This is a genomic window from Microbacterium sp. zg.B48, assembly GCF_024623505.1.
Lineage (GTDB): Bacteria > Actinomycetota > Actinomycetes > Actinomycetales > Microbacteriaceae > Microbacterium.
Genome location: NZ_JANJFE010000016.1, coordinates 216,871 through 241,253, shown reverse-complemented (window position 1 = coordinate 241,253; position 24,383 = coordinate 216,871). Strand labels below are relative to the sequence as shown.

Annotated in this window: 22 protein-coding genes; 3 read left to right on the top strand and 19 right to left on the bottom strand. The window is 67.6% G+C overall.

Annotation, left to right across the window (positions count from 1 at the left end; genetic code table 11):
* Nucleotides 1–27: 27 nt before the first annotated feature.
* Nucleotides 28–1,458: a carotenoid oxygenase family protein gene (locus NQ152_RS13275; protein ID WP_257524339.1), complete on the bottom strand. Its 1,431-nt coding sequence runs from the start codon at nt 1,456–1,458 to the stop codon at nt 28–30.
* A 302-nt stretch (nt 1,459–1,760) separates the two neighbouring features.
* Nucleotides 1,761–3,446: a CocE/NonD family hydrolase gene (locus NQ152_RS13270; protein ID WP_257524338.1), complete on the bottom strand. Its 1,686-nt coding sequence runs from the start codon at nt 3,444–3,446 to the stop codon at nt 1,761–1,763.
* Between the two features lie 352 nt (nt 3,447–3,798).
* Here NQ152_RS13270 and NQ152_RS13265 point away from each other — a divergent pair, with 352 nt between their 5' ends.
* Nucleotides 3,799–4,005, top strand: coding sequence for a LacI family DNA-binding transcriptional regulator (locus NQ152_RS13265; protein ID WP_306815930.1), 207 nt, complete (start codon nt 3,799–3,801; stop codon nt 4,003–4,005).
* 7 nt (nt 4,006–4,012) lie between these two features.
* On the opposite strand, the gene NQ152_RS13260 is transcribed toward NQ152_RS13265, so the two are convergent.
* From NQ152_RS13260 to NQ152_RS13225, 8 genes are all read right to left on the bottom strand, one after another.
* Nucleotides 4,013–4,495 carry a ribose-5-phosphate isomerase gene (locus tag NQ152_RS13260; RefSeq protein WP_257503703.1) on the bottom strand — a complete coding sequence of 161 codons (483 nt, stop codon included), beginning with the start codon at nt 4,493–4,495 and terminating at the stop codon, nt 4,013–4,015.
* An 11-nt stretch (nt 4,496–4,506) separates the two neighbouring features.
* Nucleotides 4,507–6,213 carry a dihydroxyacetone kinase family protein gene (locus tag NQ152_RS13255; protein ID WP_257524337.1) on the bottom strand — a complete coding sequence of 569 codons (1,707 nt, stop codon included), beginning with the start codon at nt 6,211–6,213 and terminating at the stop codon, nt 4,507–4,509.
* Nucleotides 6,210–7,094, bottom strand: coding sequence for an NAD(P)-dependent oxidoreductase (locus NQ152_RS13250; RefSeq protein ID WP_257524336.1), 885 nt, complete (start codon nt 7,092–7,094; stop codon nt 6,210–6,212). Before NQ152_RS13250 ends, NQ152_RS13255 begins: the two co-directional genes overlap by 4 nt.
* Nucleotides 7,091–8,047, bottom strand: coding sequence for a sugar phosphate isomerase/epimerase (locus NQ152_RS13245; protein WP_257503595.1), 957 nt, complete (start codon nt 8,045–8,047; stop codon nt 7,091–7,093). Before NQ152_RS13245 ends, NQ152_RS13250 begins: the two co-directional genes overlap by 4 nt.
* Nucleotides 8,044–9,561, bottom strand: coding sequence for an alpha-N-arabinofuranosidase (locus NQ152_RS13240; protein ID WP_257503596.1), 1,518 nt, complete (start codon nt 9,559–9,561; stop codon nt 8,044–8,046). Before NQ152_RS13240 ends, NQ152_RS13245 begins: the two co-directional genes overlap by 4 nt.
* A 68-nt stretch (nt 9,562–9,629) precedes the next feature.
* A complete protein-coding gene (locus NQ152_RS13235; protein ID WP_257524335.1) occupies nt 9,630–10,556 on the bottom strand; it encodes a carbohydrate ABC transporter permease in 927 nt (308 codons plus the stop codon).
* Nucleotides 10,553–11,479 carry a carbohydrate ABC transporter permease gene (locus NQ152_RS13230; RefSeq protein ID WP_257503599.1) on the bottom strand — a complete coding sequence of 309 codons (927 nt, stop codon included), beginning with the start codon at nt 11,477–11,479 and terminating at the stop codon, nt 10,553–10,555. Before NQ152_RS13230 ends, NQ152_RS13235 begins: the two co-directional genes overlap by 4 nt.
* A gap of 72 nt (nt 11,480–11,551) precedes the next feature.
* The gene (locus NQ152_RS13225; protein WP_257524334.1) at nt 11,552–12,916 is read right to left on the bottom strand and encodes an extracellular solute-binding protein; all 1,365 of its coding nucleotides are present in this window, start codon (nt 12,914–12,916) and stop codon (nt 11,552–11,554) included.
* Between the two features lie 301 nt (nt 12,917–13,217).
* On the opposite strand from NQ152_RS13225, the gene NQ152_RS13220 reads away from it, so the two are divergent.
* Nucleotides 13,218–14,291 carry a LacI family DNA-binding transcriptional regulator gene (locus NQ152_RS13220; protein WP_257524333.1) on the top strand — a complete coding sequence of 358 codons (1,074 nt, stop codon included), beginning with the start codon at nt 13,218–13,220 and terminating at the stop codon, nt 14,289–14,291.
* Between the two features lie 91 nt (nt 14,292–14,382).
* Here the strand turns inward: NQ152_RS13220 and NQ152_RS13215 are convergent, their stop codons facing one another.
* Genes NQ152_RS13215 through NQ152_RS13200 form a run of 4 tightly spaced genes read right to left on the bottom strand, consistent with a single transcriptional unit; the run spans nt 14,383 to nt 18,664 of the window.
* Complete coding sequence (locus NQ152_RS13215) at nt 14,383–15,372, bottom strand: fumarylacetoacetate hydrolase family protein (RefSeq protein ID WP_257524332.1); 990 nt, start codon at nt 15,370–15,372, stop codon at nt 14,383–14,385.
* A gap of 20 nt (nt 15,373–15,392) precedes the next feature.
* Entirely contained in the window at nt 15,393–16,568 is a 1,176-nt protein-coding gene (locus NQ152_RS13210) for an FAD-dependent monooxygenase (RefSeq protein WP_257524331.1), read from the bottom strand.
* A gap of 55 nt (nt 16,569–16,623) precedes the next feature.
* A complete protein-coding gene (locus NQ152_RS13205; RefSeq protein WP_374113593.1) occupies nt 16,624–17,619 on the bottom strand; it encodes a cyclase family protein in 996 nt (331 codons plus the stop codon).
* Between the two features lie 40 nt (nt 17,620–17,659).
* Nucleotides 17,660–18,664 (bottom strand): VOC family protein, encoded by a 1,005-nt coding sequence (locus NQ152_RS13200; protein WP_257524330.1) that lies wholly within the window; start codon nt 18,662–18,664, stop codon nt 17,660–17,662.
* A gap of 131 nt (nt 18,665–18,795) precedes the next feature.
* Here NQ152_RS13200 and NQ152_RS13195 point away from each other — a divergent pair, with 131 nt between their 5' ends.
* Nucleotides 18,796–19,716 carry a LysR family transcriptional regulator gene (locus NQ152_RS13195; RefSeq protein WP_257524329.1) on the top strand — a complete coding sequence of 307 codons (921 nt, stop codon included), beginning with the start codon at nt 18,796–18,798 and terminating at the stop codon, nt 19,714–19,716.
* 70 nt (nt 19,717–19,786) lie between these two features.
* On the opposite strand, the gene NQ152_RS13190 is transcribed toward NQ152_RS13195, so the two are convergent.
* The 5 genes from NQ152_RS13190 to NQ152_RS13170 are packed head-to-tail and all read right to left on the bottom strand — an operon-like array spanning nt 19,787 to nt 24,308.
* On the bottom strand, nt 19,787–20,752 hold the full coding sequence (locus tag NQ152_RS13190) for a fumarylacetoacetate hydrolase family protein (protein ID WP_257524328.1): 966 nt from the start codon (nt 20,750–20,752) through the stop codon (nt 19,787–19,789).
* A 48-nt stretch (nt 20,753–20,800) separates the two neighbouring features.
* Complete coding sequence (locus tag NQ152_RS13185) at nt 20,801–21,613, bottom strand: ABC transporter ATP-binding protein (protein ID WP_257503607.1); 813 nt, start codon at nt 21,611–21,613, stop codon at nt 20,801–20,803.
* Complete coding sequence (locus NQ152_RS13180; protein ID WP_257524327.1) at nt 21,610–22,422, bottom strand: ABC transporter permease; 813 nt, start codon at nt 22,420–22,422, stop codon at nt 21,610–21,612. The genes NQ152_RS13185 and NQ152_RS13180 overlap by 4 nt, the downstream gene beginning before the upstream one ends.
* A 1-nt stretch (nt 22,423) precedes the next feature.
* Nucleotides 22,424–23,245 (bottom strand): ABC transporter permease, encoded by an 822-nt coding sequence (locus NQ152_RS13175; RefSeq protein ID WP_257524326.1) that lies wholly within the window; start codon nt 23,243–23,245, stop codon nt 22,424–22,426.
* A 34-nt stretch (nt 23,246–23,279) separates the two neighbouring features.
* Nucleotides 23,280–24,308, bottom strand: a complete 1,029-nt coding sequence (locus NQ152_RS13170; RefSeq protein ID WP_257524325.1) for an ABC transporter substrate-binding protein — start codon at nt 24,306–24,308, stop codon at nt 23,280–23,282.
* Nucleotides 24,309–24,383 lie beyond the last annotated feature (75 nt).

The window sequence follows — 24,383 nt, the reverse complement described above, 5'->3', positions numbered from 1 at the left end:
GCGGACCCTGCGTTTTTGGTCTGTGGCCTACAGCACCCCGGGGGCGAAGCTGCCGTGGAAGGTCATGTGCGTCGAGTACGGGATCTTGGCCTTCGCGATCGGGCCGTCCTCGATCTTCATCGCGTCGAAGACGACCAGAGCACCCCGGTTGGTCGCCGCATGGTTGACCACGGCCAGGAGCCAGCCGTCGCCCTCCGCCGCACCCTCGTACCGCGGGACGAAGGTGCACTCGTGCAGCACGTTCGGTGCGACCATCGGGTAGTTCCGCACCTCCAGCGTGTCCCAGTCGATCCGGTTCAGTCCGTCGGCGCCGCGGAAGAAGCCGTACTTGTAGCGCATCATCGCGAAGCGGTCGTCGATCTTCGGCATCTCGCCGACCGCGCCGTGGATGCGGGTCACCTTCGGCTGGTCCGACTCGCCGACCAGGTCGAACTCCAGCCGCGTGATGGTCGCATTGCCCAGTTCGATGTCGGTCGGGTTACCGGCGACGTCGGTGAAGAAGGGGAACGAGTTGCCGGGGGCGGCGGGGGCATCGACGATGACCTTCTTGCCCTCGGTGTAGGCATTCATGATGTGCCCGCAGACCACGCCGGGCGCACGGAACCAGCGGATGTCGGACGTGCTGCCATCGCGCGGCATGATCCCCCACAGCGAGGGCTGGTCCGGGTCGAACGCGTAGAACTGACCACCCTTCTTCATCCGCTCCTCGTCCACCCGGAACGGCTGGATGTCGAAGATGACGTGCTCCCGGGTCACCGCGAAGTCGTGCATCATGCCGGGGTACGGCGCGACGAAGTACTCCTCGCGGATGAGCTTGGCGTTCTTGTCGGCGACGATCAGCGCGCACTCCCCGGCCCACTGACGCTCGGCGTACATCCCGAACGCCCACCACTCGCCCGTGACCGGGTCGATCTTGCCGTGTGCCGAGAGGGCAGTGGATTTGAGTGCCCCGTCGAAGTTGAAGACCTCTTTGGTCTCCAGCGTGACCGGATCGATCTCGTTCGGATGCGAGTCCTCACGGAGGGCGAAGAGGCGACCGTTGAAGTACCAGGCATACGTGTTGCCCGTGTTGTCCCGCTGCAGCAGTCCGGGGGCGTCCGGGTCGTCGCGCACGGGGTTCCGGTACACGTTGAAGAGCTTTTTGCGCGCTTCGCGCTCCGCGGTGAACCGCTCGGTCTGGACATAGCGGGACTTGAAGTCCACGTGCCCGCCCTCGATCCGCCAGGACAGCAGGCTGCCGTCGCCGTTGAGGATGATGTCGTCTTCGAAGGTGGGGTACTGATGGTCCGGCCCCAGGCCGAAGAAGGTGCCCTTCAGCTCCTCGGGGAAGACTCCCTCGATCTGACAATCGAAGAGGTCCGCCTCCAGGCGGACCGGCTCGAACTGTCGCCCGTAGAAGGACGGGACGGAGTGGAACTGTGGTTGCACATACAGGGACTGCCGTTCGTTGATCGTCATCGATCTTCCTCTCAGGCGTTTCCGCCGAATGTGTCGTGCCACGTGATGATCAGGGGGCCCGGATGCCGTCTGCCCGGCGTTTCGGCCGGCGGTACGCGTCGAAGCCGAAAAGTCTGCGAGGTGCCCCTTCGACGTCCGTGACACACGGCATCCGTCCTGATTCCATCCAAGCCGCGGCGCCGCACCGGGCACACGTTGCCCACGCCAGCGGTGCCGAGGGGACTTGGCGCGCGCGCCAAAGCCGTCCGTGCCCGCCCCGCACCGAGCGCGCCCGGATCAGGCCCGCGGACCGTCCGTACCGATCAACTCCGCTGCACGTCCGCGGGCAACACCGCCGGCAGCCCCGGAATCACCAGGCGGGAAGGGGTGGCTGGGCCGTAGTGGATGATCTGCGGCCCCTCGTTGACATAGTGCGTATGGCTCTTCTGCAGCAGACCTTCGGGGTAGCGGAAGACGTCGACGCCCTGGATGACGAGCACCAGGGATTCGCCCGCCGCGAAGCGCGTTCCGGACGGCAGGATCTCCACCTCGACCTCGGTGGGACCGTTCCTGTCCAGTGGGAGCGCGCGCTGGTGCTTCAGGACGGGAAGGTAGGGCAGCGACTTCTCCTCGTCCTTCTCCCGGTGCGACACCCTGAGCCAGCCCAGTGCGGCCGCCCCGTTGTCGAACAGCGCGTAATAGGGGAACCCCACGACCGTTCCGTCGGCGCGCTTCTTGAACACGGCGAGGAACAGATCCATGTCCTCGGCCTCGGGCGCCTCGACGAACAGGATCGCGCGGGCGTGGCCGACGACATCCGTGTCGCGCGTGAACGTGTACTCGAACGTCGCGCGCTGCGCTCCCAGACCGGCCGCATTGCCGTCGTACTCGGTCGACCCCGATGTGACCGGAACGTCTGCGCTGAGAACACCGCTGGGCCCCAGATGCAACGGCACGTATTCCACCTCGGGCAGCGGCCACTCGGTCGACTCGCGCACGACGCCGTCGTAATGGTCGCTGCGCACTTCCACTCGCACGGGCGGCCACTCGTCGACCTCATTCTGCACGTCCTTGAGGAACCGGTCGAAGAACGCCTTCTGCCGCTCGAGGTTCTCCGGAAGGTAGTACTCCGCCCACTTCTTGCGGCCGTGCACGGACAGCCACTTCTGCGCGGACGAGATGCGGCGGAATCCTTCCAGGGTGCCCCGGGTGTGCAGCCCGTGGTCGGTCCAGCTCGCCGTGACGAAGGCCGGTACCGTGATCTTCTCGAGCTGCGCGGCCTTGGACGCCCAGTAGTCGTCGAACCAGGGATGCTCGGCGTCCTCCGCCTCCAGATCCTCCAAGAGCGAGCCCGGCTGGGCCACGCCCCACCGGTCCCAGATGTACGGCCAGAAGAAGGTTTCCGGGATGCCTCCGTGACGCGCCACCTCGCGGTAGGTGTCCGTCCAGCCCTCCCACGGGTTGATGCACGCCAGATGCGGAGGATTCAGCTCGGCGACGCGCCACTGCGACACGGTCAGATACGAGACGCCGGAAAGGCCCACCCTTCCGGAGCACCACGGCCGGGTCCCGATCCACTCGATCAGGTCGTAGTAGTCCTCCGCCTCCTCCGGCGCCATGAAATGGGCCGGCCCCGTCGAATTCCACATCCCGGTCATGTCTGCGGCGATCACGGCGTATCCGTGCGGCACCCAGTACGCCGGATCCGGCGCTTCGAACGAGACGAGGTCGCTGAGCTGATCGTCTCGCACGCCGCTGCGCGGGAACCGCCTGCCGATGGGAGCGGGATTGGATTTCCCGTACGGAGTCCACGAGGCGATCGCCGGCACGACGGCGCCGTCGGCGGGAAGGAAGAGATCCGCCCACACGACCTTTCCCGAACGCGTCGGCACCGCCACGTCTCGGTGGACCACGATCCCGTCGTGATGCTCGGTCCGGGGCTGCACGGGCCGGCCGCCGCGTTCCTCGACGGTGTTGCGGCGCTCGCGGTAGCGGTACTCGAACGACATCGGCGTTGCCTTCCTTCTGGCGCGCCCGCTGGCGCTGCCGGTTCGCGGACACGAACTGCGTGCGGAGTCCTCATGCCGGCTGCGCGAGTGCACGGCGACGTGCGCGGTAGGCCGGTGGGAGTCTGGTGTGAAGCGTAGTTGCGGGGCAGTGGCCGCGACGACGCCCCGTGCGCATCGGCCGCCTCGGCTCGCGAGATCTGGCCGAAGTGCACAGGTGTCAGACCCTGCTTGTATCGTGCGCACGATGACACGCGACCGCGGACCCGCATCCACAGTGGGCTCGAGCCGGATTGTCGATCGCGCGGCGTGCCGTTCGACGTATCGAACAGGCGCACTCCCGGAAAGGACATCCATGAACTCCGATACCCCGCCGACCATCGACGATGTCGCCGCCACCGCTGGCGTATCGCGCTCGACCGTCTCGCGCGTCATCAACGACGACCCGCGAGTCAGCGACGACTCCCGCGCAGCCGTCGGGCGTGCCATCCGCGACCTCTGCTACACGCCCAACGGCGCCGCCCGGTCGCTGGCTCGAACGCGTCGAATCTCGACGGACTGAACCCGACCTACGTTGCGTCGGGTGATGCCTCATAGCCGCGGATCGCTGCGACCTTCTGGGCTGAGGGACTCGACGAATCGAAGCGATATCCCAGCCACTCTCGGACGAGCCGCCGGGCCAGCTCCGCGCCGATGACGCGCTGACCCAGGCAGAGCACCTGCGCGTCGTTCGACAGTACGCTGCGCTCCACCGAATAGGAGTCATGCGCGGTCACCGCCCGGATTCCCGGCACCTTGTTCGCCGATATGGCAACACCCAGTCCCGTGCCGCAGATCAGCAGCGCGCGGTCGGCCTCCCCGGCAGCGACGCGACGCGCGGCCCGCACCGCGACGTGTGGGTAGTCGGTCGACTCAGCGCCGGACACTCCGACGTCGAGGACCGATCCCACACGCGGGTCCGCCTCGAGGTCCGCCCTGAGCAGCTCCTTGTACTCCAGGCCTGCCTCGTCGCTGCCGACGACGATGCGCAGTGGTTCGGCATCCGGGGTCATGTTCGTCACGTTCATCCCTCCGTCGCGAACACCGGACGGAGCGCCGCCGCGATCAGCGCGAACGATGTGGCCCCGGCATCCGGCGTTCCGAGGCTCCGTTCGGCAAGTGGTCGTGCTCGGCCTTTTCTGGGCCGCATGGCCGCGGTCGCCTGACCTGCTGCGGCTGCGGCGGCGGCGGCGTCCGCCCACGCCCGCTCGAGGCGCACGCCGCTCTCGACCCGTTCGCGGAGCGTCGCCGCGAACGGAGTCAGCGCGTCGACCATGGTCTTGTCGTTCGGATGAGCCCCGCCCAGTTCGGTCACCGCAGCGAGGAAGGCGTCGACGGCAGCCGGAGCGATCGTCGCGTCGTACGTCTCGCGGTCGTCCCCGATCAGCGCTGCGGCGGCCTCGATACCAGCGCCCCACAGCACCCCGGAGGTGCCACCGGCCTGCGCTGCCCACTCCCGACCGGCGCGGTGAAGGTTCCATGCCAGACCGCCGCCGTTCACGGCGGTCAGCGCGGCAGCGGCCGCGTCGATGCCCTTGACCATGCCGCGGCCATGGTCGCCGTCGCCGGCGACGGCATCGATGCGGCCGAGCTCGGCTTCGTTGTCGTGCAGAACGCGGCTGACCAACCCCGCGGCGGCGCGCAGAGTGGGCACAAGCGCGCGAGCGGCTGCGGTCGATTCGGGAACGCGGCCACGCTCGTCCGCGACCGCCCCGATGTCGGCCGGGCGCAATCCCGCGGTGGCCGCGCCCACTTTGCGGTAGGCGGGCGCGTAGGCGTCCGCCTGCCAGGCGGCCTCCAACTCGTCGTCGAGCCACATGAGGGTGAGCGAACATCCGCCCATGTCCAGGCTCGTGACCAGTTCGCCGACCTCGGCCCCGACGGGGGTGAGCGCATGCCGGCGAAGCAGCTCCGCGACGTCCCGCCACAGGATGAAGAGCTCTTCGTGCTTGGTCGAGCCGAGTCCGTTGACGATGACCGCGACGCGGGCTGAACCCGCGGACGGGCGCTCGGAGAGAACCCCGTCGACGAGGACGGCCGCCAGCTCCCGTGACGTCAGTCGAGGCGTGTCGCGCATCCCGGGCTCACCATGGATGCCGAGGCCGAGGCTTATCGCGCCATCCGGGACGGCGAACAACGGGGCAGTCGCGCCGGGCATCGTGCATCCCGTGAACGCGACGCCGAACGAACGGGTCCGGTCGTTTGCGAGGCGACCCAGTCGCTCGACCTCATCGAGCGAGCTCCCCTGTTCGGCGGCCGCACCCATCACCTTGAAGACCGTGAAGTCGCCCGCGATCCCGCGGCGGCCAGCAGCCGTCGGCGACGACGCGATGTCATCCGTGACGGTGACGATCCGGATGTCGACTCCTTCGCTGCGCAGCCGATCGGCGGCGATGCCGAAGTTCATCAGGTCGCCGGCATAGTTGCCGAAGCTCAGAATGACGCCCCGACCCTGATCCGACGCCTTCGCCACGGAGTAGACCTGAGCGGCGGAGGGAGAGGTGAAGACATTGCCCACGACGGCGCCGGCGGCGAACCCGGTCCCCACCAGACCCGCGAACGCGGGATAGTGACCCGAGCCGCCGCCGATCACGACCGCGACGCGCGGTGGCCCTTCACGGTGCCCGACGACACCGCCTGGGACCATCCGCAGGCGGTCGGCGTACAGTTCGGCGAAACCCTCGAGCTGATCGTCCGCAAACGACGCGGGATCGTTGAAGATGACCGTCATCCTCTGACTCCGGCCAGGATCGTCGCGATGATCGAGTCGTCCTCGGCCGCAAGGCCGGCCGCAAGGCCGACGCGGTACAGCTGCTCGGCAGCGCCGGCAACCGGCGCACCGACCTTGTGCGCCCGGGTCGCGTCTCCCACGATTCCCATGTCCTTGCCGATGACATCGAGGCGGGATCGAAGTGGGGGTTCCTCTCCGCGGATTCGCTGTGCGATTCGCGGACCACGGTCGGCCAGCATGAACGACGCCGCCGCCCCCGCGCCGAGAACGTCGATGACCATGTCCAAATCGAGACCGAAGCTGTGCGCGAGCGTGAGGGCCTCCGCCGCCGCCGCAGTATGGATGCCGCACAGCAGCTGGTTGACAACCTTGAGCTGCTGTCCCTGCCCCACCCGGTCGCCGACGATGCACAGCGTCGAGGCGAGCGCATCGAGCACGTCGTGGGCGGCGGCGCGCGCCTCCGGCGATCCGCCCACCATGACCAGCAGGTCCCCCGTCCCGGCGCGCACGGGCCCACCCGAGAGTGCGGCGTCCACGCAGAGAATGTCGCGCTCCGCCAACCGCGCAGCGGAGCTGAGCAGGGCCTGTTCGCCGACGGTCGATGTGATCACCACGACGGCGCCCTCCGCGAGCGACGGCGAGAGAGCGTCCGGGCCGAAGAGAGCCTCCTCGAGCTGACCGGCGTCGCGGACGACGAGCACGACGACATCGGCCCCGCTGCCCGCGTCGCTGAGCGTTCCGGCCGGGGTCGCGCCGCCCCGTGTTGCGGCATCCACGGCTACGGGGTCGATGTCGTACACCGTAACGGCGAACGACCGCCCGAGGTGCAGCGCCATGGGCAGCCCCATGGCACCCAGTCCGATCACGGTCACGTTGGTCATCGGGTCACGCTCCCCTCGCGCACCGCGGCGGTGGCCTCGCCGAGCGAGACCGCGATCATGCGTCGCACGTACTCCGCGTTGCGGGCGGCCACCGAAAGTCCATCTCCTCCGTAGTGCTCCACGCAGAACGGAGCGGCGAACCCCAGTGAGATCGCGGTCGTGATCGCGGATCGGTAGTCCAGCGAGCCGTATTCCATCGGCGCCGGGACCGCGGTGATGAACCCTCGGCGGCGATCCTCGTCGCGCGAATAGCTCTTCACATGCCAGTAGTTGGCAACCGGCGCGCACCGGGCGCTCGCTTCCAGGAAATCCTCGACATCCCGATGCAGTCGGTACATGTTTCCCAGATCCGGGTTCAGGCCCACGTTGTCGAGGCCGACGGATTCCACGAGGCGCAGCGCACCGTCGACCGTTCCGATGAGCGTGTCCTCGTACATCTCTAGCGACACGTCGATACCGAGGATCGCGGCGTGCTCGCCCAGTTCACGCAGGCGGGCGGTCGCCAGCGCCCACGTGGCGGCATCCTGATCATCGGCGGCGCCGGGCTCGGTCCAGAACCACTGGACCTTCTTCTGGTCGGGGAGAAGGGGTCGATGCAGTCCGAAGCTGACGACAGGCACGCCGAGCGCGGCCGCCGCGTCGAGCGTGCGGTGGCTGTAGGCGAGATTCGCCGTGCCGTCGACGGGGTCGATCACGCTGCGCCGTATCGCGGAGATGGCCACCGCGCGAAGCCCGACCTGAGCGATCGCCGCGCCCAGTTCGGTCAACGCGGCCTGGTCGAGGTCTCCGGGGCGGACCCAGCTGTCGGTGATGTCGACGCAGTCGAGCCCCTCGAAGGCGACCTGCGCCAATTGGTCGAGCCACACGTCGGCGCCGGCATCGTGGCTGGCAGCGAAGGGCAGCATGGCCGCGGCGATCGGCCAGTTCGCGCTGAACGAGTAGTCGTGGGTCATGGCGTGACCAGGGTGAGCGCGGTCCATGACACCGGAGGGAGGGACAGAGCGACCGTCCCGTCCCGCAGACGTGCCGTGTCGTTGCCGCGCAGCCGCACGCGGTCCGGGTCCTGGAGCGTGTTGGCCGCGTGCATGTCCTCGTCGTGCAGCGACCGCAGCTCACCGAGAGCGACCTCTCCGAGCATCCGAACGTCGATGTCGATCGCGACGTGCTCGTCCATGCTGCGGTTCACAAGAAAGACAGACGTCTCGCCGCCCTCTTCGTCGAAAGTGGCCACAGCGTCCACCACGGGGACATGACCATAGCTGGCCGTGTCGTACGTCGGGCAGTCCAGCTTCAGTTCCAGGCTCACTCCGCGCGCAAGCCGCGATGTCACCGCGAACGGGAAGAACGTGGTCTGCCGCCATGCCGGCCCGCCGGGCTCGGTCATGATCGGTGCGATGACGTTCACCAGCTGGGCGAGGCTCGCAGCGGTGACTCGGTCGGAGTGGCGGATCAGCGAGATGAGCAGGTTGCCGGACACGACAGCATCCACCACGGAGTACGAATCCTCCAGCAGTCGCGGGGCGACCGGCCATTCATCGACCGAGGTGATCCGGTCAACGTCGTTGTACCGCGACTGGTACCAGACGTTCCACTCGTCGAACGAGATGTTGATCGACTTGTCGCTGCCGCGCACCGCCTTGACGTGATCGGCTGTGGCGACGACGGAGTCGATGAACCGATCCATGTTCACCGCCGACGCCAGGAAGCTGCCGTAGTCCCCCTCCTTCGGCTCGTAATAGGCGTGACACGAGATGAAGTCGATGTCGTCATAGGTCTCTTCCAAGACGACGCGCTCCCACGTGCCGAACGTGGGCATCTGAGCGCCCGAGCTTCCGCACACGACGAGTTCCAGATCGGGATCGACCTGGCGCATCGCACGAGCCGTCTTCGACGCGAGTTCGGCATAGTCGCGTGCCGTGCCATGCCCGAGTTGCCACGGGCCGTCCATCTCGTTTCCGAGGCACCACATCCGGACGTTGTGCGGTTCCGCGGTGCCGTTGGCGACGCGCTGATCCGACAGTGCGGTCCCGGAACGGATGTTGGCGTATTCCAGGACATCCAGTGCGTCCTGCACTCCGCGAGTGCCGAGGTTGACGGCGTACATCAGCTCGCTGCCGACCTTCTTCGCCCACACCGCGAATTCATCGAGGCCCACCTGATTGGTCTCGGTCGAATGCCACGCCAGGTCGAGGCGTCGCGGACGCTGCTCGCGCGGTCCCACGCCGTCCTCCCATCGATAGCCCGACACGAAATTGCCCCCGGGGTAGCGGATCGTGGACACACCCAGCTCGCGGACCAGCTCGATCACATCACCGCGGTAGCCGTGCTCGTCCGCAGTCGCATGGCCGGGTTCATGGATGCCGTCGTACACACACCGCCCGAGGTGCTCCACGAAGGAGCCGAACAGGCGGCGATTGACCGGTCCGACGATGAAGTGGGGGTCGATGGTGAGATGTGCGGAAGTCATGATCCTCAGTGAGTGTCGAGGGCGGAAGCGGAGTCGAGTGGTCGGATGCAGCGATCAAGCGGGCGGCATCACTTGAGGCTCCCGATCGCGAGCCCGCCTCGCCAGTAGCGCTGGAGCGTGAGGAACGCGATGATCAGCGGAATCACAGACACGAGCGAGCCGAGGACGATGATGCTCCACAGGCTCTGGCTCCCCGCCGCACCGTACGTGGACGCTGTCGACTGCCAGAGCCCGATGCCTACTGTGACGGGGAACAGGCGATTGTCCGACAGCATCACCAGCGGCAGGAAGTAGTTGTTCCACGACGCGACGACCGACAGCAGCAGCACGGTCACGATGGCCGGGCGCAGGAGCGGCAGGGCGACCTGGAAGAACGATCTGAACTCGCCTGCACCGTCGACCCGGGCGGCATCCAGGAGTTCGTCGGGAACCGCGTCGCGCGCGTAGACGTTCATGAGGTAGACGCCGAACGGGTTGAGCAGCGTCGGGAAGATCACCGCCCAGATCGTGTTGGTCCATCCCACCTGGGCGAACAACACGAAGGTCGGGATCACGAGGGCGGTCGTCGGCACCATGACGGCGCCGAGCAGGATCGCGAACGAGAAGCGCCGACCGGCGAAGCTGTACTTGGCCAATCCGTAGCCGGCCAGCACCGCGAGCACCGTCGCTCCGATTCCCCCGACGAGCGCATACAGCGCCGAGTTGGCCAGCCAGCGCGCGTAGATCCCGCCACCGTAGGTGAACAGGTCGATGAAGTTCTGGACGTAGTTGATGTCGCCGGCGAACCAGAGCGAGCTGCCGCCGCCGAACAGGCCCGCCGAGCTCTTGGAGCTGTTGACGATGAGCCACCAGAACGGGATCAGGAAGTACACCATCAGCAGCCCGAGCACGATGTTCAATGGCACGCGGCCGGGCGTCGGCGGCATCGATCGGCGCTCGATGGTTTTCCGAGTGGGCCGGCGTGCGCGCGTGCTCTCGATGGGCGTGACGCTCATGACGTGAAGCTCCCTCGCTTGCGGGTCGCGAACAGGAAGATGTAGACGCAGACGAACACCACGGCGGCCAGTGCGAACGAGATCGTCGCGCCGTAGTTGTAGTTCGCGAGCGAGAACGCCTGCTGATAGGCGTACATGTTGGGGGTGAAATCATTCGGGATGGCTCCCGCGGCGAGCTGCTGGAGGATCTGCGGCTCGTTGAAGAACTGCAGGGTGCCGATGAGCGCGAACACGAGGATCAGCAGGAGTGCGGGGGTCAGGAGCGGGATCTTGATCCGGAGGATGATCTGCCACTGCGACGCACCGTCGATGCGTGCCGCTTCGTAGAGGGTCGGGTCGATCCCCTGCAGCGCGGCGTAGATGATGATCATGTAGTAGCCGGCCCATTGCCACGTCACGATGTTGAGCAGCCCGTAGAAGATCAGGCTCGAACTGAGGAAGTCAGGGGCTGATTGACCGAAGGCTTCGAAGACCTCGGCGAGCGGGCCGAAGTTGTCGCTGTAGAGGAACCCCCACATGAGGGCGCCGATCACCGTCGGGATCGCGTAGGGCAGGAAGATCATGAGGCGCGAGAAGCGTGCGTACCGGGTGATCACGATGTCGAGGATGAGCGCGATCGCCAGCGAGACCGCCATCTGCAGCGGGATGAGCACCAGCGAGAACCTGATCACGAACCACACTCCGTCGAGGAACGACGGGTCGCTGAACGCCTTCAGATAGTTGCCGAAGAGCACGAATTTCGTGCCGCCGATCATGGACTTCTGGAACATGCTCAGGTAGAGGGCGAAGCCGATCGGAAGCACGAGGAGCGCAAGGAAGACGATGCCGAACGGGCCGACGAAGAGCCACCCGGTGAGGTTCTGACGAGCCGTGACGGATCTGCGGCGTTTCGTGGGCACAGCGCGGGCGAGAGTGGCAGTCATGATTTCTCCGGGTCTGTGAAGGGAAGCAGCGGGGGCCGGTCCGCACGTGCACGGACCGGCCCCCGGCCCAGGTCACTTGACGGTGAACCCCTGTTCCTCGGCGTACGCCACCACGTCCGCCTGGAGGGCGTCCGCAGCCTCGGAACCGGTCGCCGAGCCATCGATGATGGCGGCGATCTGGTTCGTCAATGCGGAGTAGTAGTACTGTCCGAGCGGTGTGTACGTCATGCCGGTGTAGGCATTCGCCGCCGGAACGTACACCTCCTTGTTGGCCTGCTGACCGCTGAAGAACGGAACCTCGTAGTCCTGGAACTCCGGCGAGTCGAGCACGCCGACGTTCAGTGGGAAGATGATCTGGTTCTGCCAGCCGTCATCCAGTGATGCCTGGTCCGCGTACACGCCGAACGCCGCCTTGGCCGCCAGTTCGGGATCCTGCGCCTGGCTGCTCACGACGAAGGCCGAGCCACCCCAGTTGATCGCGACCGAGTCTGCCGCGTCCCACTGCGGCATGGGGGCTGCCGCCCACACACCCGCGTCGGCGCCCTCGCCGACGCCGGCGCCCTGGAGGTATCCCGGAGCCCACGCGGCCGACAGGTAGGTGGCGTAGTTGCCGCCGATCACGCCCGCGATGTACTCGGGAGTGAACTGGTCCTCCGTGCCGACCAGGCCCTTGTCGACCAGGCCGTCCCAGTAGTCGAGGACTTCCTTGATCTCGGGGCTGTTGAGGTTGATCCCGATCTCGCCTTCACTGCTGGGGTCGTACGTGAACGGCTCGGCGCCGTTCCCGTAGAAGTACGCCGTGGTCGTGGCAGGCTGGTTCGCCGCGAAGCTCGCGAAGACCGGTCCTCCCGCGTCCTTGAGCGCCTGGGCGGTGGTCTCGAGCTCCGCCCACGTCGTGGGGGGAGTGAGACCGTACTGGTCGAAGATGTCGGTGCGGTAGATCATGCCCATCGGACCGCCGTCGACCGGGGCGCCGTACACGGCGTCGCCGACCGAGACGTCCTTCCACGCGCCGTCGCTGAAGTTCGCTTTGACATCCTCGTAGCCGAGGTCGCTCAGGTCGACGAGCGCCTCCTGAACCTGGAAGGTCGGGATGCGGTCCGCCTCCACCATCATCACGTCAGGAGCACCGCTGCCGGCAGAAATGGCAGTCTGGAACTTGTCGTACGCGTCACCACCCGCGCCGGCGTTCGTCCAGCACACTTGGACCTCGTCGCTGGCCTCGTTGAAGTTGTCGACCACGAGCTCCATGTTCGGGTACCACGCCCACATGGTGACGACAGGCAGGTCGTCCTTCGTGATCGTGTTCGTGCAGTTGGTGGCGTCGCTTCCGCCGCCCCCGCCGCCGTCGGCTTCGTCTCCGTCTGCGGAACAGGACACGAGGGCGCTTGCGAGCACAAGTGTGGCTGCTGCAGCGATGACCGGTGTCGTCTTCACTGTGTCTTCCTTTCGGATGCTGGACATCTTTGTCGGGCGCCCACGATCGATGCGGTTCCGCTCTTCGCACGGACTCCGCGTGTGACTGCTCCCGCGGAAGCCTTGCTTCTCGAACGCGTTTGCAACGTTGTATATTCAACGTTGTAAGAGATGATCGCGGATGCCGGCGGAGGTGTCAACGGGTTCTGCGAAGTTCACGATCCCCCGCGGCGCGCGCCCGCCGCCGCCCGCCGTGGAAACCGGCCGCCGATAGGCTGGCGGCTACGCACACGGCGGTGGGGCGACCCAGAAGGGCCGGGAGATGAATCCCACGTTGCACGATGTCGCCCGCGTCGCCGGCGTATCGATCAAGACGGTTTCCAATGTCGTCCACAACCACCCGCACGTTCGCCCGACGACGCGCGAGCGGGTGCTCGCTGCGATCGGGCAGCTGGGATATCAGCCCAATCTGTCCGCCCGCGGTCTTCGGTCAGGAAAGACCGGGGTGATCGGACTCGCGATCCCGTCGGTGCGCGAGGCCTATTTCGCCGAGCTGGCCGACTCGATCATCGTGGCGGCGGAAAAGCGCGGCCTCGGGGTCGTGGTCGACCAGACCAACGGGGTGCGGTCGTCGGAACTCGATGTCATCGCGGGTCGGCGCCTCCGCCTGACCGATGGCATCGTCTTCAGCCCCGTTCACATCGGCGAGCAGGACGCGGAGCTGCTCAATGCACAGTTCCCGCTGGTGCTTCTGGGCGAGAGCGTTTTCGGCGGACCGACGGACCACGTCACCATGCACAATGTGTCCTCGGCGCAGGCAGCCGTCCAGCATCTGCTGGAGATCGGGCGTCGACGGATCGCCCTCATCGGTGCCGACGACTCCGGCGAGACGGCGTCCGTCGGGTCCGCAGCACTGCGGGTGCGCGGGTATCGTCAGGCACTCGCCCTGGCGGGAATCGCCTACGAACCGGCGCTGGTTCGCGCCGCCGGCGGATGGCATTACGACACCGGCGCAGCCGCCACCCGGGCGCTGGTGGCGTCGGGAACGGCCTTCGATGCACTCTTCGCGTTGAACGACACGTTGGCCATCGGCGCACTGCGCGCCCTCGACGAGGCCGGCGTTCGCGTGCCGGACGATGCGGCGGTCATCGGCTTCGACAACATCGACGCGACGCGATTCACCATTCCCTCGCTCTCGAGCGTCGACCCCGGCCGCGAGATCATTGCTGAGGTCGCCGTCGAGATGCTCGTGGAGCGCATCGCCGAGAAGGGCACCCCGATGCCGCCCCGGCGGATCAAGCCGGACTTTCGCATCGTTCGGCGCGAATCAACGGGTTTCGCTCACGTCGCCGATGCGGTCCGGCAGGACGCGGCATCCGCGGCGCGGGTCCTCTGACGCGGCACCGCGGATGCCCACCCCCGCTCGAGACACTCCGTGGTGTGCGCCTTCACACCCCGGTGGGGTTTCCCTTGAGAGCGGGGGGCTGCTACGCCGATGGCCCGGCGAATGTGCGCGCGCGGGGCTTCGGCCGCGCTCGTGCGGTCGGCAGCAGGTGCGGGTGCGCACGCGCGGGTCCGACCGTGCCGTTCAACTCTCCGAGTCGCTCCACTCGCATGGTGACAACGTCCCCCTCAGCCAGCGGAGGCGGCGTGAGCGCGCCGCCGGCGAGTCCCCACAGTTCGGCGAGGCATCCCCCGTTGCCCACTGTTCCGGAGCCCAGCACGTCACCGGCGACGACCCGAGAGGCACGCGATGCATAGGAGACCAGCTCACCGAAGTTCCAGGCCATGTTCGACAGAAGGTCCGCTCCGGTGAGCCGGCCGTTGACGAACACCTCGGCGCGCAGAGCGAGGAATCCGTCGGCGTCGATGCGATCGGCCAGTTCGTCCGCGGTGACGATCCAGGGTCCGAGGGATGTGGCGAAGTCCTTGCCCTTCGCCGGCCCGAGCCGCACGTTCATCTCCTCGGACTGCAGGTCTCGCGCGGACCAGTCGTTCATGATCAGGTAGCCGAAGATCCGCTCCTGGGCTGCGACCGGATCGAGGTCCTCCCCCGGGTCGCCACCCAGCACCGCGGCGACTTCCAACTCGTAATCGAGTCGGACGGTGGCAGGAGGCCGGATTACCGCTTCGGTGCCGTAGATGGCGTGCGGGTTGGTGAAGTAGAACGTCGGAGCGCGATACCACTGCTCCGGCACATGGCTGAGGCCGTCGGCATCCGCACTCATCCCCTCCACATGCTCTTCGAAGACGGCGAAGTCACGCACGGATGCCGGCACGAGGGGCGGCAGCAGCGCGACGTCCCGCAGCGGTCGGCCGGCGCTGAGATCGACCGCTGCGTACAGGTCGTGTGCTCGTCGCAGTCCGCCACGGAGCACGTCCGCCACCGTCTGCCCGTCGGGGAAAACGACGACCTCATCGTCGACGACGAAACCCTCACCCAGGGTCTCGCCGTGCGTCCATCGCGCGATCTTCATCGTGTGTTCCTCTCTCCGGCTCAGACGCGTTCGGCGAGGCGCTGGGCGAGCTCCCCGATCAGCCTGGGCATGTCCGCGGAATGGTCCTGGCCGTCGCGCTGCCACTCGGCGAGCTGCACGGACGCGTCGACGACGGCAGTCGCCCGTGCGACCCGCCGGCGGTGGAACTCGTCCCACAGCTCAACGTCGACAGCGGCGCGCGTGACGAGCAGCTCCGTGAGGACCAGTGCGTCCTCGAGTGATTGCGCCGCCCCCTGCGCGATCGTCGGCGGGCAGGAGTGGGCCGCGTCACCGATCAGCACGACCCGCCCTCTGTTCCACGGCGCCGGGAGGACGTGCTGGGTGAACCAGGTGTAGTTCACCGCCGCGGCGCCGGCCTCCAGATCAGCGCGGATGGCGTCCCACGGACCGCCGTAACCGCGCGAGCGTTCCACCATGAAACGGGCCGCATCCGGGGCGGACATGTCGAAGTGCTTCTCCGCGTCGAAGACCAGGAACGCGTACATCGAGTCCGCACCCGTCGGCGTGTAGCCGGCGATGTAGGCCGGCCCGCCGTAGTACAGCTCTGTCGTGTGCACCTCGGCCGGCCGCGAGACGAAGGCCCGCCAGATCCCCATGCCGGTCGGCTCGGGTCCGGCTTCGATTCCCAGGCCCGCGCGGACGGCGGAGTGCAGGCCGTCCGCGCCGATCACGAGGTCGTACTCACCGACCTCGACGTCACCGGAGAACACCGCGACGAGCTGGCCCCGTTCTTGCGTGCCGCTCACACGGATGCCGAACCGCGTGCGAACACCTGCCGCCTCTGCCCGATCGAGCAGAATGCGCGCCAGCGCCGGGCGGGGCATGCCCATCGCCGAGGGGAGCCCTCCCACTGTGCGCTGCCCAGCTGCGGAGGCGGGCTCCTCAGTGTCCGGGGCTCCCTCGGCTCGGCGTGCGATCACGGGCGCATCGGGACCGGGCGCGCGCAGCGTGAGACCGTCGAAGGCGTAGCCTGCCGCCGCGGCTTCGTCCCAGACCCCCAGCGTCGCGAACGCCTGCAGCGCGTTGCTCTGCAGGGAGATGCCCGACCCCAGAGCCGTCAGTTCGGGCTGCGATTCGATCAGGTCCACCGCCACGCCGGCGTCGGCGAGTCGGATCGCGGTCGCCAACCCGGCGATGCCTGCGCCGATGACGGCGACCTTCTGTACTGCTGTCACGTCAGAACCTCCTTGTTCGTGGTGCGACGGTGCTCCAGGGTGGGCGCGCCGATCGTCAGAGGAGCGCGATCGGGTTGATCGGCGACCCTACGGCGCCTGTGATGGGCAGCGGGGGCGCGGAGAGGAGGAACTCGTATCGTCCCCGCGCGGCGCAGAGGCGGCCGATCTCCTCGAGATCCCACATCTCCCCCACCGTCAGCCCCATGTTGGGGATAACGATCTGGTGCAAGGGCTGGAACGACTCATCGAATTCGTTCGGCCGCACTTCGAAGCCCCAGGTATCCGTGGCGATCGCTGCGATCTCGGAGCGGTGCAGCCAGCCGGCGGTGGTCAGGGACAGCCCCGGCGCGGGCCCGCCGGCGTACTCTCCCCAGCCGTCGCGTCGAGCACGGGCGAGCTGCCCGGTGCGCACGAGCAGGATGTCGCCCCGGGCGACCTGTGACGAGGAGCCCTGCGCCTCGATGCAGGCGGTCAGGTCGTCGACCGTGATCGCGTATCCGTCTTCGAGCTCGCCGGTGTCCGGACGCAGATGCCGGCCCATATCCAGCAGGACACCGCGGGAGAGGATCACGCCGGCTGCGTGTTCGATGCCGGTGACGAGATCGCCTTGCGTCGTGACGACGGCGCCGGCCGGACGGCCGTTGTAGGCCAGCCCCCGGTCGAAGATGTGCCCGAGCCCGTCCCATTGCGTCGAGCACTGCAGCGGCATCATGATGACGTCGTCTGCCCCGCCGATGCCGTGCGGATTCGCTTCCGGATCCCGCTCGTGGTCCAGCCCCGTGCCGGTCATGGTGTGCACCGGGTTGTTGCGCTTCTTCCAACCGCGCTGCGGGCCGTCCTCGTCGAAGGATTGGGCGAGCGAGACGCTCAGCCCTTCGGTGACCAGACGTGCGGCGTGCACCCGCTTCGCCTCGTCGATGAAGTTGAGGGTGCCCAGAACGTCGTCCTCGCCCCAGCGACCCCAGTTCCGGTAGGCCTCGGCGCGGATGAACACCTCGCCCGGGGCGTCCGCACGGTTCAAGTCCTTGGGGTCCTCCGACAGTGAACTCACGACGCGCCCCGTTCCAGTCCGTGTGACGCCACGATGCGCGTCACGCCTTGCCCTTGAGCAGCTGGGCCCGGATCTCTTCGGGCACGCCCTCCTCGGTCGCGGTCGGGCCGTCGGCCGGCGGGAAGGACTCGCTGAGGGACAACGGCATCGTGGTGTTCCGGTAGATGTCGAACGAGCCCTGCGAGGTCACCCACGTCTGCGGCTCCCAGTCCGGGACGTAGTTGCGGTAGCCGCCGGTGTTCAGCTCGACGCGCATCGTCGAGGGGTCACGGTAGTACAGGAACGACTGCTCTCCGATGCCGTGGATGGTAGGGCCGTATTCGATGTGCACACCGCTTTCCATGAGCAGGTCCGCCGCGATCAGCATCTCCTCACGCGTGTCGTACCAGAACGCGAAGTGGTTGACCCGCCCGGCTCGGGTGGAACCGTCCAGGACGACGCCGAGGTCATGGGACTTCTCATTCGTGGTCAACACGGAGAAGACGGAGATGGGCGCCTGCTCGAGCTCGGTCCGCGCCATCAGCCGGAAGCCCAGCACATCGCTGTACCACTGCGCGAACGCGTCGACATCGCTGGCGCAGATCGTGACGTGGTCCAGCTGCCGTGGCGCTCCGGCGATCTTCGAGCGGCGCTGGGGACGGTCCGGGAACGTGGAGGCGAGATCGCCCCCGGTGTAGCGATGGTGCGTCGCCTCCCAGTGCAGGACCATGGTGTGGCCCCAGGGGCCGACGAAACGGTATGCCCGCCCAATGCCGAACGCGTCGAACCACTCGCCGGCTGCGCCGGCCGCCTCGACACGCTCGACGACCGCGTCCAGCGCCTCGGCGCTCGTGGTCCGCCAGGCCATCGAGTCGAGGGAGACCTCATCGCCGGCCACGATGACGAGGCTGTAGCTGTAGTAGTCGCCCCAGCAGCGCAGGTAAACGCCGTGGTCGTCGCGTCCGACGACGGTCATGCCGACCTGGTTGACGTAGAAGTCCACCGACGCCTCGACGTCGGGGGTCGTCAGCGCGACATAGGACAGGTGTGAGAGCAGAGTGATCATCTTCGAGCCTTTCGCGGCGCAGGTGGCGCTTCCCTCCATCATTCGACGCGCAGGATTATTGGACAACCGAATAATCCCTATGTCAGGCATCGGTATCCCCGATAGGCTTGCGCCGACCGGAAGGGGTCAACGTGGAAGAGGATCCGCTGCTGTCCAGGCTCGACCTGAATCTCCTGGTCTCCCTGGACGCTCTGCTCAGAGAGCGCAATGTCACGCGCGCAGCCGAGCGGCTCTACTTGAGCCAACCGTCCCTCAGCACCGCACTGGCACGTCTCCGAGTCCACTTCGATGACGAACTGCTGGCCCGCCGCGGCAACACCTACGAACTGACGCCGCTCGCGACCCGTCTGCTGGAACACACGACCGTCGCACTCAGCACGGTGCGGAGGGTGTTCGAGAGCCAGGCCCGCTGGAATGCCGGTGAATCCACCCGCGAGTTCACGATCCACGGCTCCGACTATGCCCTTGCCACGATTGCCCCATTGGTGTCCCGGGCCGCCCGCGCCGAGGCCCCGGGGGTGAGGTTTCGATTCGTGCCGACATCGAGCCCGGCCATCGACGATGTCATCGTCCGCCTGGCCTCACTGGATGGCATCCTCCTCCCGCACGGGATCGTCAAGGATCGGCCCAGCCTGGATCTGTGGCGCGACGACTGGGTGCTCGTGGCGGCGGCGGACAATCCGCTCGGTGACGCCGTTCCCACCCTCGCCGATCTCTCGGCGCTGCCCTGGGTCTTCACCTATCAGACCCGAGGGGCCTTCACCGCTGTCGGTCGCCAGCTCGAACAGCTGGGCCTGCAGCCGCGTGTGGAAGTGGTCGCGGAGAGCTTCGCCCTGCTGCATCTGTTCGTGGAGTACACCGAGCGACTGGCCCTCATCCAGCGAAAGCTCGTCCCACTCGTCACCAGGATGGGCGGCCTGCGTACCTACGAGCTCCCGTTCGAAGCCGTTCCCCTGATCGAGGCGCTGTGGTGGCATCCGGCACACGACAACGATCCCGGGCACGAATGGATGCGTGGGGTGTTCTCCGCAGCCGCCCGCGAGCTGGACTGACGTTCTCCGCGGCTCGGACCTCGCGGTCGCGGGCGCTGCCGAGGCGGATGGAGCGTACGCCCCGGAGACCTCACTGATCGCCCGCGGCGACGCACCGGACGACCTGCTCGCCCAGCATCGAGATCCGACCGGTCATCACGTCGCCGTCCCTGAGGAACCGTCCCCAGTGCTGACCGTTCCCCGCCGGGCTGCCGGTCAGGATCATATCGCCGGGGAACAGACGCGTGGTCTGGGAAGCGTCGGAGACGAGGGCCGGGACGTCGTAGATCAGCTCCGCGGTCGTCGAGTCCTGCATGACCTCGCCGTTCAGCTCCAGGACCACTCGGGCGTCGCGCGGATCGACGAACCGCGCCGGAACCAGGAACGGGCCGGTCGGCAGGAAGCCCGGGGCGTTCTTGGAACGGAACCAGTCCGCTCCCAGGTCTCCCGGGCCACCCGGGAAGACGAGGTCGCGGGTGGTGATGTCGTTCGCGATCGTGTAACCGGCGATGTGCGCCGACGCTGCTTCCGGCGTCACGCGGAACGCCTCCCGCCCGATGACGACGGCTAGCTCCAGCTCCCAGTCATGCTGGTCGCTGTATGCCGGAAGCACCAGCGGCTCATCGGCGCCGACGACGCAGCCGGCAAGCCCGAGGAAGATGATCGCCTTGCCACTGGCCGCGCGTGCGTCCATCACCCGTTCGGCCCGCGCGCGGAGCACGTCCGGCGCCACGCCACGATCCTCTTTGGCGATGCCGCCCATGATCAGCTGGATCACGTGGGTGCGGTAATTCGCGCCCGCTTGCAGCACGTGACGTGGTTGGACGGGTGCGGTCAACGTCACCTCGGCCAGCGGCCGCCACGGACCGTCGGCGTCCACGAGCCTCTCCAGCCGGTCCCAGTCATCGGCGGCGAGGAAGTCGTTCAGGTGCGCGGCGCCCAGGTCTTCCCTGTCCAATGGACGGACGCGGTCGCCTGCCACCAGACCAAGACGCACGCCCGCGCCGTCGTGGTAACGGGCAAGCGCAAAAGGTGCCTCGGGCCCCATGCTGGTCATCGCGTTCCTCTCATCATCGCCGCGCGCTTCCGCGCGGGGCGCATACCCTCATGTCGCAGCGATCTGCTGGACCAATCCGTGCTCTTGAATCTCCTCGAGGACGCGGGTGCGCAGCTGCACGAACGTCGGCGTCGCTCTGGTGACCAGCTGGTTGCGTTCCCGGCCGAGCGGCACCTCGACATCGTCGACGATCCGCGACGGGCGCCCGCCCAGCACGACCACGCGATCACCGAGGTACACCGCTTCGTCGATGTCGTGCGTGACCACGACGATCGTGATCCCCAGCCGGTCCCTCAGCCCGAGGACGAGATCCTCCAGCTCGAAGCGGGTCTGGGCGTCGAGCGAACCGAACGGCTCGTCCATCAGCATGATCGGCGCCTCGTACGCCAGCGCGCGGGCGATCGCCACCCGCTGCTGCATGCCGCCGGACAGCTGCCAGGGGTACTTGTCTGCGCTCTCGCCGAGGCCGACCACCTCCAGCGCGTCCTGAGCGCGGCGAAGCCGCTCGGCCTTGGGGACCTTGCGGCCTTCCAGGGGGAAGGCCACGTTCTGCGCCACCCGCATCCAGGGCAGCAACGATCCGCGGTAGTCCTGGAAGACGACCGCGATCTGCTCGACCGGTTCCGTGATGACGCTGCCCGCGAGGGACACCGCCCCGGTGCTGGGAGTCGCCAAGCCGGCCAGAAGGCGCAGGAGCGTCGTCTTGCCGACACCGGAGGCCCCCACCAGGCACGTGATGTCACCGGTGCGGATCTCCAGGTGCAGGTCCTCGATCACCGCCACCCGATCGGCGCCCGTGCCGAACGACTTGCCCACATGCGCGGCGCTGAGCGCCACCTCCGCTGTCAGGTCATGAGTCACTTGCTTCTCCTTTCACTGCTGCGGACGCGACGCGACGCGTCCGCATCTTCACGCGTCCACGCGAGCACCCGGTGCTCGATGAGGACATAGACGACCGTGAACGCCCAGCCGATGACGCCGACGAGCAGTGTCCCGCCCCATGCGGCGGCGAGCTGGAACCGCTGCCCGCTCTGCAGGATGAAGTAGCCGACGCCTTCGGTCGAACCGTACATCTCGCTGACGACCAGCATCACCAGGCCGATGGTCACCGCCAGACGGATGCCGACGGCAATCTGCGGAGCCGCGCCGGGCAGGACCACTCGGCGGATCCGCAATCCGAGGGGGATCCGATACCCGCGTGCGGTCTCGAACACGCTCGGTGCGATCGAGCGGACGCCCTCGATGCAGTTCAGCAGGATGGGCCAGACGCACGCGAGGAAGATCAGGAAGACCTTGGGACCTCGGCCCACCCCCAGGACGAGGATGACGATAGGGACGAACACCACGATCGGGAGCGTCCGGAAGAAGTCGAGGTAGGGCGAGAGCACTTCGCCGACGTACGGGAGCAGACCGATCGCGAGCCCGAATCCCAGGCCCACCAGGATCGCGAGGGCCAGGGCGGCGAAGTAGTTGCCGAAGCTGAAGAGAAGATCTCCCCACAGTTGGCCCGAGGCGGCCCAATCCACGACCGTCTGCAGAATGGTCGCCAGCGACGGCCAGAACGCGGAGGTGGAGGCCGCCGACGCGACGAACCAGAGCGCCACCAGCGCGATCGGCAGCCACGCCTGCAGAAGGACGGTCGCCACGGGGCCATACGTTTTCGTCTTCATCTCAGTCATCCCCTCCCATCGCCGGACGCCATTTCAGAAGCGAGGTCTGCAGCTTCTCGAGTCCGGCGTTCACGGCGAACCCGAGGAGGCCGGCGGTGACGATGTACGCGAAGGACAGGGCCGAGTTCGCCCCCATCTGAGCCTCCGTGATCTGGTTGCCGATGCCGGGGGAGCCGCTGAGCACCTCGGTGGCGATCGCCACCAGGATGCCCACCGATGCGCCCAGGCGCAGCCCGGTCAGGATCGACGGTGTGGCACTCGGCAGCATGACCCTGCGCACCAGCAGTGCCCGGGGAATGCGGAACGACCGCGCCGTCTCGATGACAGACGACGGGACCTGGCGCACCCCCTGTTGCGTCTGCAGGATGATGGGGAACACGACCGCTACGAACACCAGGACGGACTTGAGCTCGATGCCACGGCCGAGGATCAGGACCAGCACCGCGATGAGAGCGATCGCCGGGAAGGCCCGACCGAAGTCGACCAGGAAGCGGGTGGACAGCTCAGCGGCAGCGGATGCGCCGGTGATCACACCGATCGCGATGCCGACGACCGCGGCTGCGAGAAGCCCGGCCAGGGCTCCCCACAGCGTCAGCCCGAGCGCCTGCCAGTATCCGGCGGTGACGACCTCCTGCGCCAGGGCAACGACCACGGCGGAAGGGGCGGGGACGAGACCTGCCGGGACGATCCCCACCGCGGCGATCATCGCCCACACGGCGATCCCCGCGACGAAGACACCGACCCGCCAGAGCGCCACGCCCCGCGTCGCGCTCTCGCGCCGTGCCGTCGCCGCACTCGTTCGGATGGATTGCGTCCACGTCATCTCGATCTCACCCCCGCCCTGAACCGAACCGGCCTCAGCGCGCCCCTTCCCAGACGATGTCCTCGACGGTCAGGTCTTCTCGGACCTCGCCGGTCTGCTTCATCGCGGAGAGCACGACGTCCCAGCCCTTGGGGTTGAACGTCACATCGAGCGGCTCGAGGATCATGACGTTGTCGATGAACGGTGCGGGCAGCTCGGTGTTCTCGTGGTAGACCTTGCGCACCGCGTCGGGGTTCTCGTTGCCGTACTCCGTGCCGAGGGTCAGGGCGGCGCGGAAGCGCTCCAGCGCCTCGGGGTTCTTCTCCGCGAACTCGACCGTGGACACCCAGAGCGACTGCGGCGCATAGGGAAGGAACTCCCGCACGCCGGTGCCGACGCGGGTGAAGCCGGCATCCAGCGCCGAGAGCATGAAGATGCTGAAGGTGAAGACGGCGTCGACCTGCCCGTTCTGGGCGGCGGCGACGAGCGCGTCCATGGGCACCGGGACGATCTCGACCGAATCGAGGCTCACGCCGTTCTCCTCCAGGGCGGTCACGACCGTGAGATACGGCAGGCCGCCGAGCTCGGGAACCCCGACCTTCTTACCCTCGAGGTCCTTCCAGTCGGTGATCGTGCTGCCCGGCGGGACGATGAGTCCGTCCGAGACCTCGCCCTCGTAGTCCGGCTTGGCCGACTTGGTCCCGGCCACCACCAGAATTGGCATCCGCTCATTGATGGCGCGGATCGCCGTCACCGCGTCCGTCGCGGCGATGTCGAACTCGCCCGCGATGAGTGCGGAGTTGGTCGCGGCGCCGCCGCCGCCGCCGGTCTCCTGCAGCTGGACGTCCAGACCCTCCTGTTCGAAGAAGCCCTGCTCCTGCGCGATGATCGCGCTTTCGAGGTTCACAGCGCCGCGGGCGACCCGGACGGTGATGAGCTCCTCCTCGCCGCCGGCCGAGGGACCGGCGGAGGGGTCGGCCGGCGCTGCCGGACTCGAGCAGCCTGCCATGGCCGAGACGATGAGAGCTGCCGCGGTGATCAGCGCGGCACCACGCAGTCTGCGAAGTGGTCGGTGATGTTCCATTTCATCTCCTTTGATGCGTCATCTACTTCTGCGGCGGGGGTGGGACCACCCCGACCTGTTCCCACTATCCGCATC

Bases quoted from the DNA above. Each gene is read 5' to 3' on its own strand.
- NQ152_RS13265 (WP_306815930.1), top strand. From the start codon at position 3,799: ATGAACTCCGATACCCCGCCGACCATCGACGATGTCGCCGCCACCGCT.
- NQ152_RS13240 (WP_257503596.1), bottom strand. From the start codon at position 9,561: ATGACTTCCGCACATCTCACCATCGACCCCCACTTCATCGTCGGACCG.
- NQ152_RS13275 (WP_257524339.1), bottom strand. From the start codon at position 1,458: ATGACGATCAACGAACGGCAGTCCCTGTATGTGCAACCACAGTTCCAC.
- NQ152_RS13235 (WP_257524335.1), bottom strand. From the start codon at position 10,556: ATGAGCGTCACGCCCATCGAGAGCACGCGCGCACGCCGGCCCACTCGG.
- NQ152_RS13175 (WP_257524326.1), bottom strand. From the start codon at position 23,245: ATGACGTGGACGCAATCCATCCGAACGAGTGCGGCGACGGCACGGCGC.
- NQ152_RS13190 (WP_257524328.1), bottom strand. From the start codon at position 20,752: ATGACCAGCATGGGGCCCGAGGCACCTTTTGCGCTTGCCCGTTACCAC.
- NQ152_RS13215 (WP_257524332.1), bottom strand. From the start codon at position 15,372: ATGAAGATCGCGCGATGGACGCACGGCGAGACCCTGGGTGAGGGTTTC.
- NQ152_RS13245 (WP_257503595.1), bottom strand. From the start codon at position 8,047: ATGACCCACGACTACTCGTTCAGCGCGAACTGGCCGATCGCCGCGGCC.
- NQ152_RS13230 (WP_257503599.1), bottom strand. From the start codon at position 11,479: ATGACTGCCACTCTCGCCCGCGCTGTGCCCACGAAACGCCGCAGATCC.
- NQ152_RS13170 (WP_257524325.1), bottom strand. From the start codon at position 24,308: ATGGAACATCACCGACCACTTCGCAGACTGCGTGGTGCCGCGCTGATC.
- NQ152_RS13180 (WP_257524327.1), bottom strand. From the start codon at position 22,422: ATGAAGACGAAAACGTATGGCCCCGTGGCGACCGTCCTTCTGCAGGCG.
- NQ152_RS13200 (WP_257524330.1), bottom strand. From the start codon at position 18,664: ATGATCACTCTGCTCTCACACCTGTCCTATGTCGCGCTGACGACCCCC.
- NQ152_RS13270 (WP_257524338.1), bottom strand. From the start codon at position 3,446: ATGTCGTTCGAGTACCGCTACCGCGAGCGCCGCAACACCGTCGAGGAA.
- NQ152_RS13260 (WP_257503703.1), bottom strand. From the start codon at position 4,495: ATGACCCCGGATGCCGAACCACTGCGCATCGTCGTCGGCAGCGACGAG.
- NQ152_RS13255 (WP_257524337.1), bottom strand. From the start codon at position 6,213: ATGACGGTCATCTTCAACGATCCCGCGTCGTTTGCGGACGATCAGCTC.
- NQ152_RS13220 (WP_257524333.1), top strand. From the start codon at position 13,218: ATGAATCCCACGTTGCACGATGTCGCCCGCGTCGCCGGCGTATCGATC.
- NQ152_RS13250 (WP_257524336.1), bottom strand. From the start codon at position 7,094: ATGACCAACGTGACCGTGATCGGACTGGGTGCCATGGGGCTGCCCATG.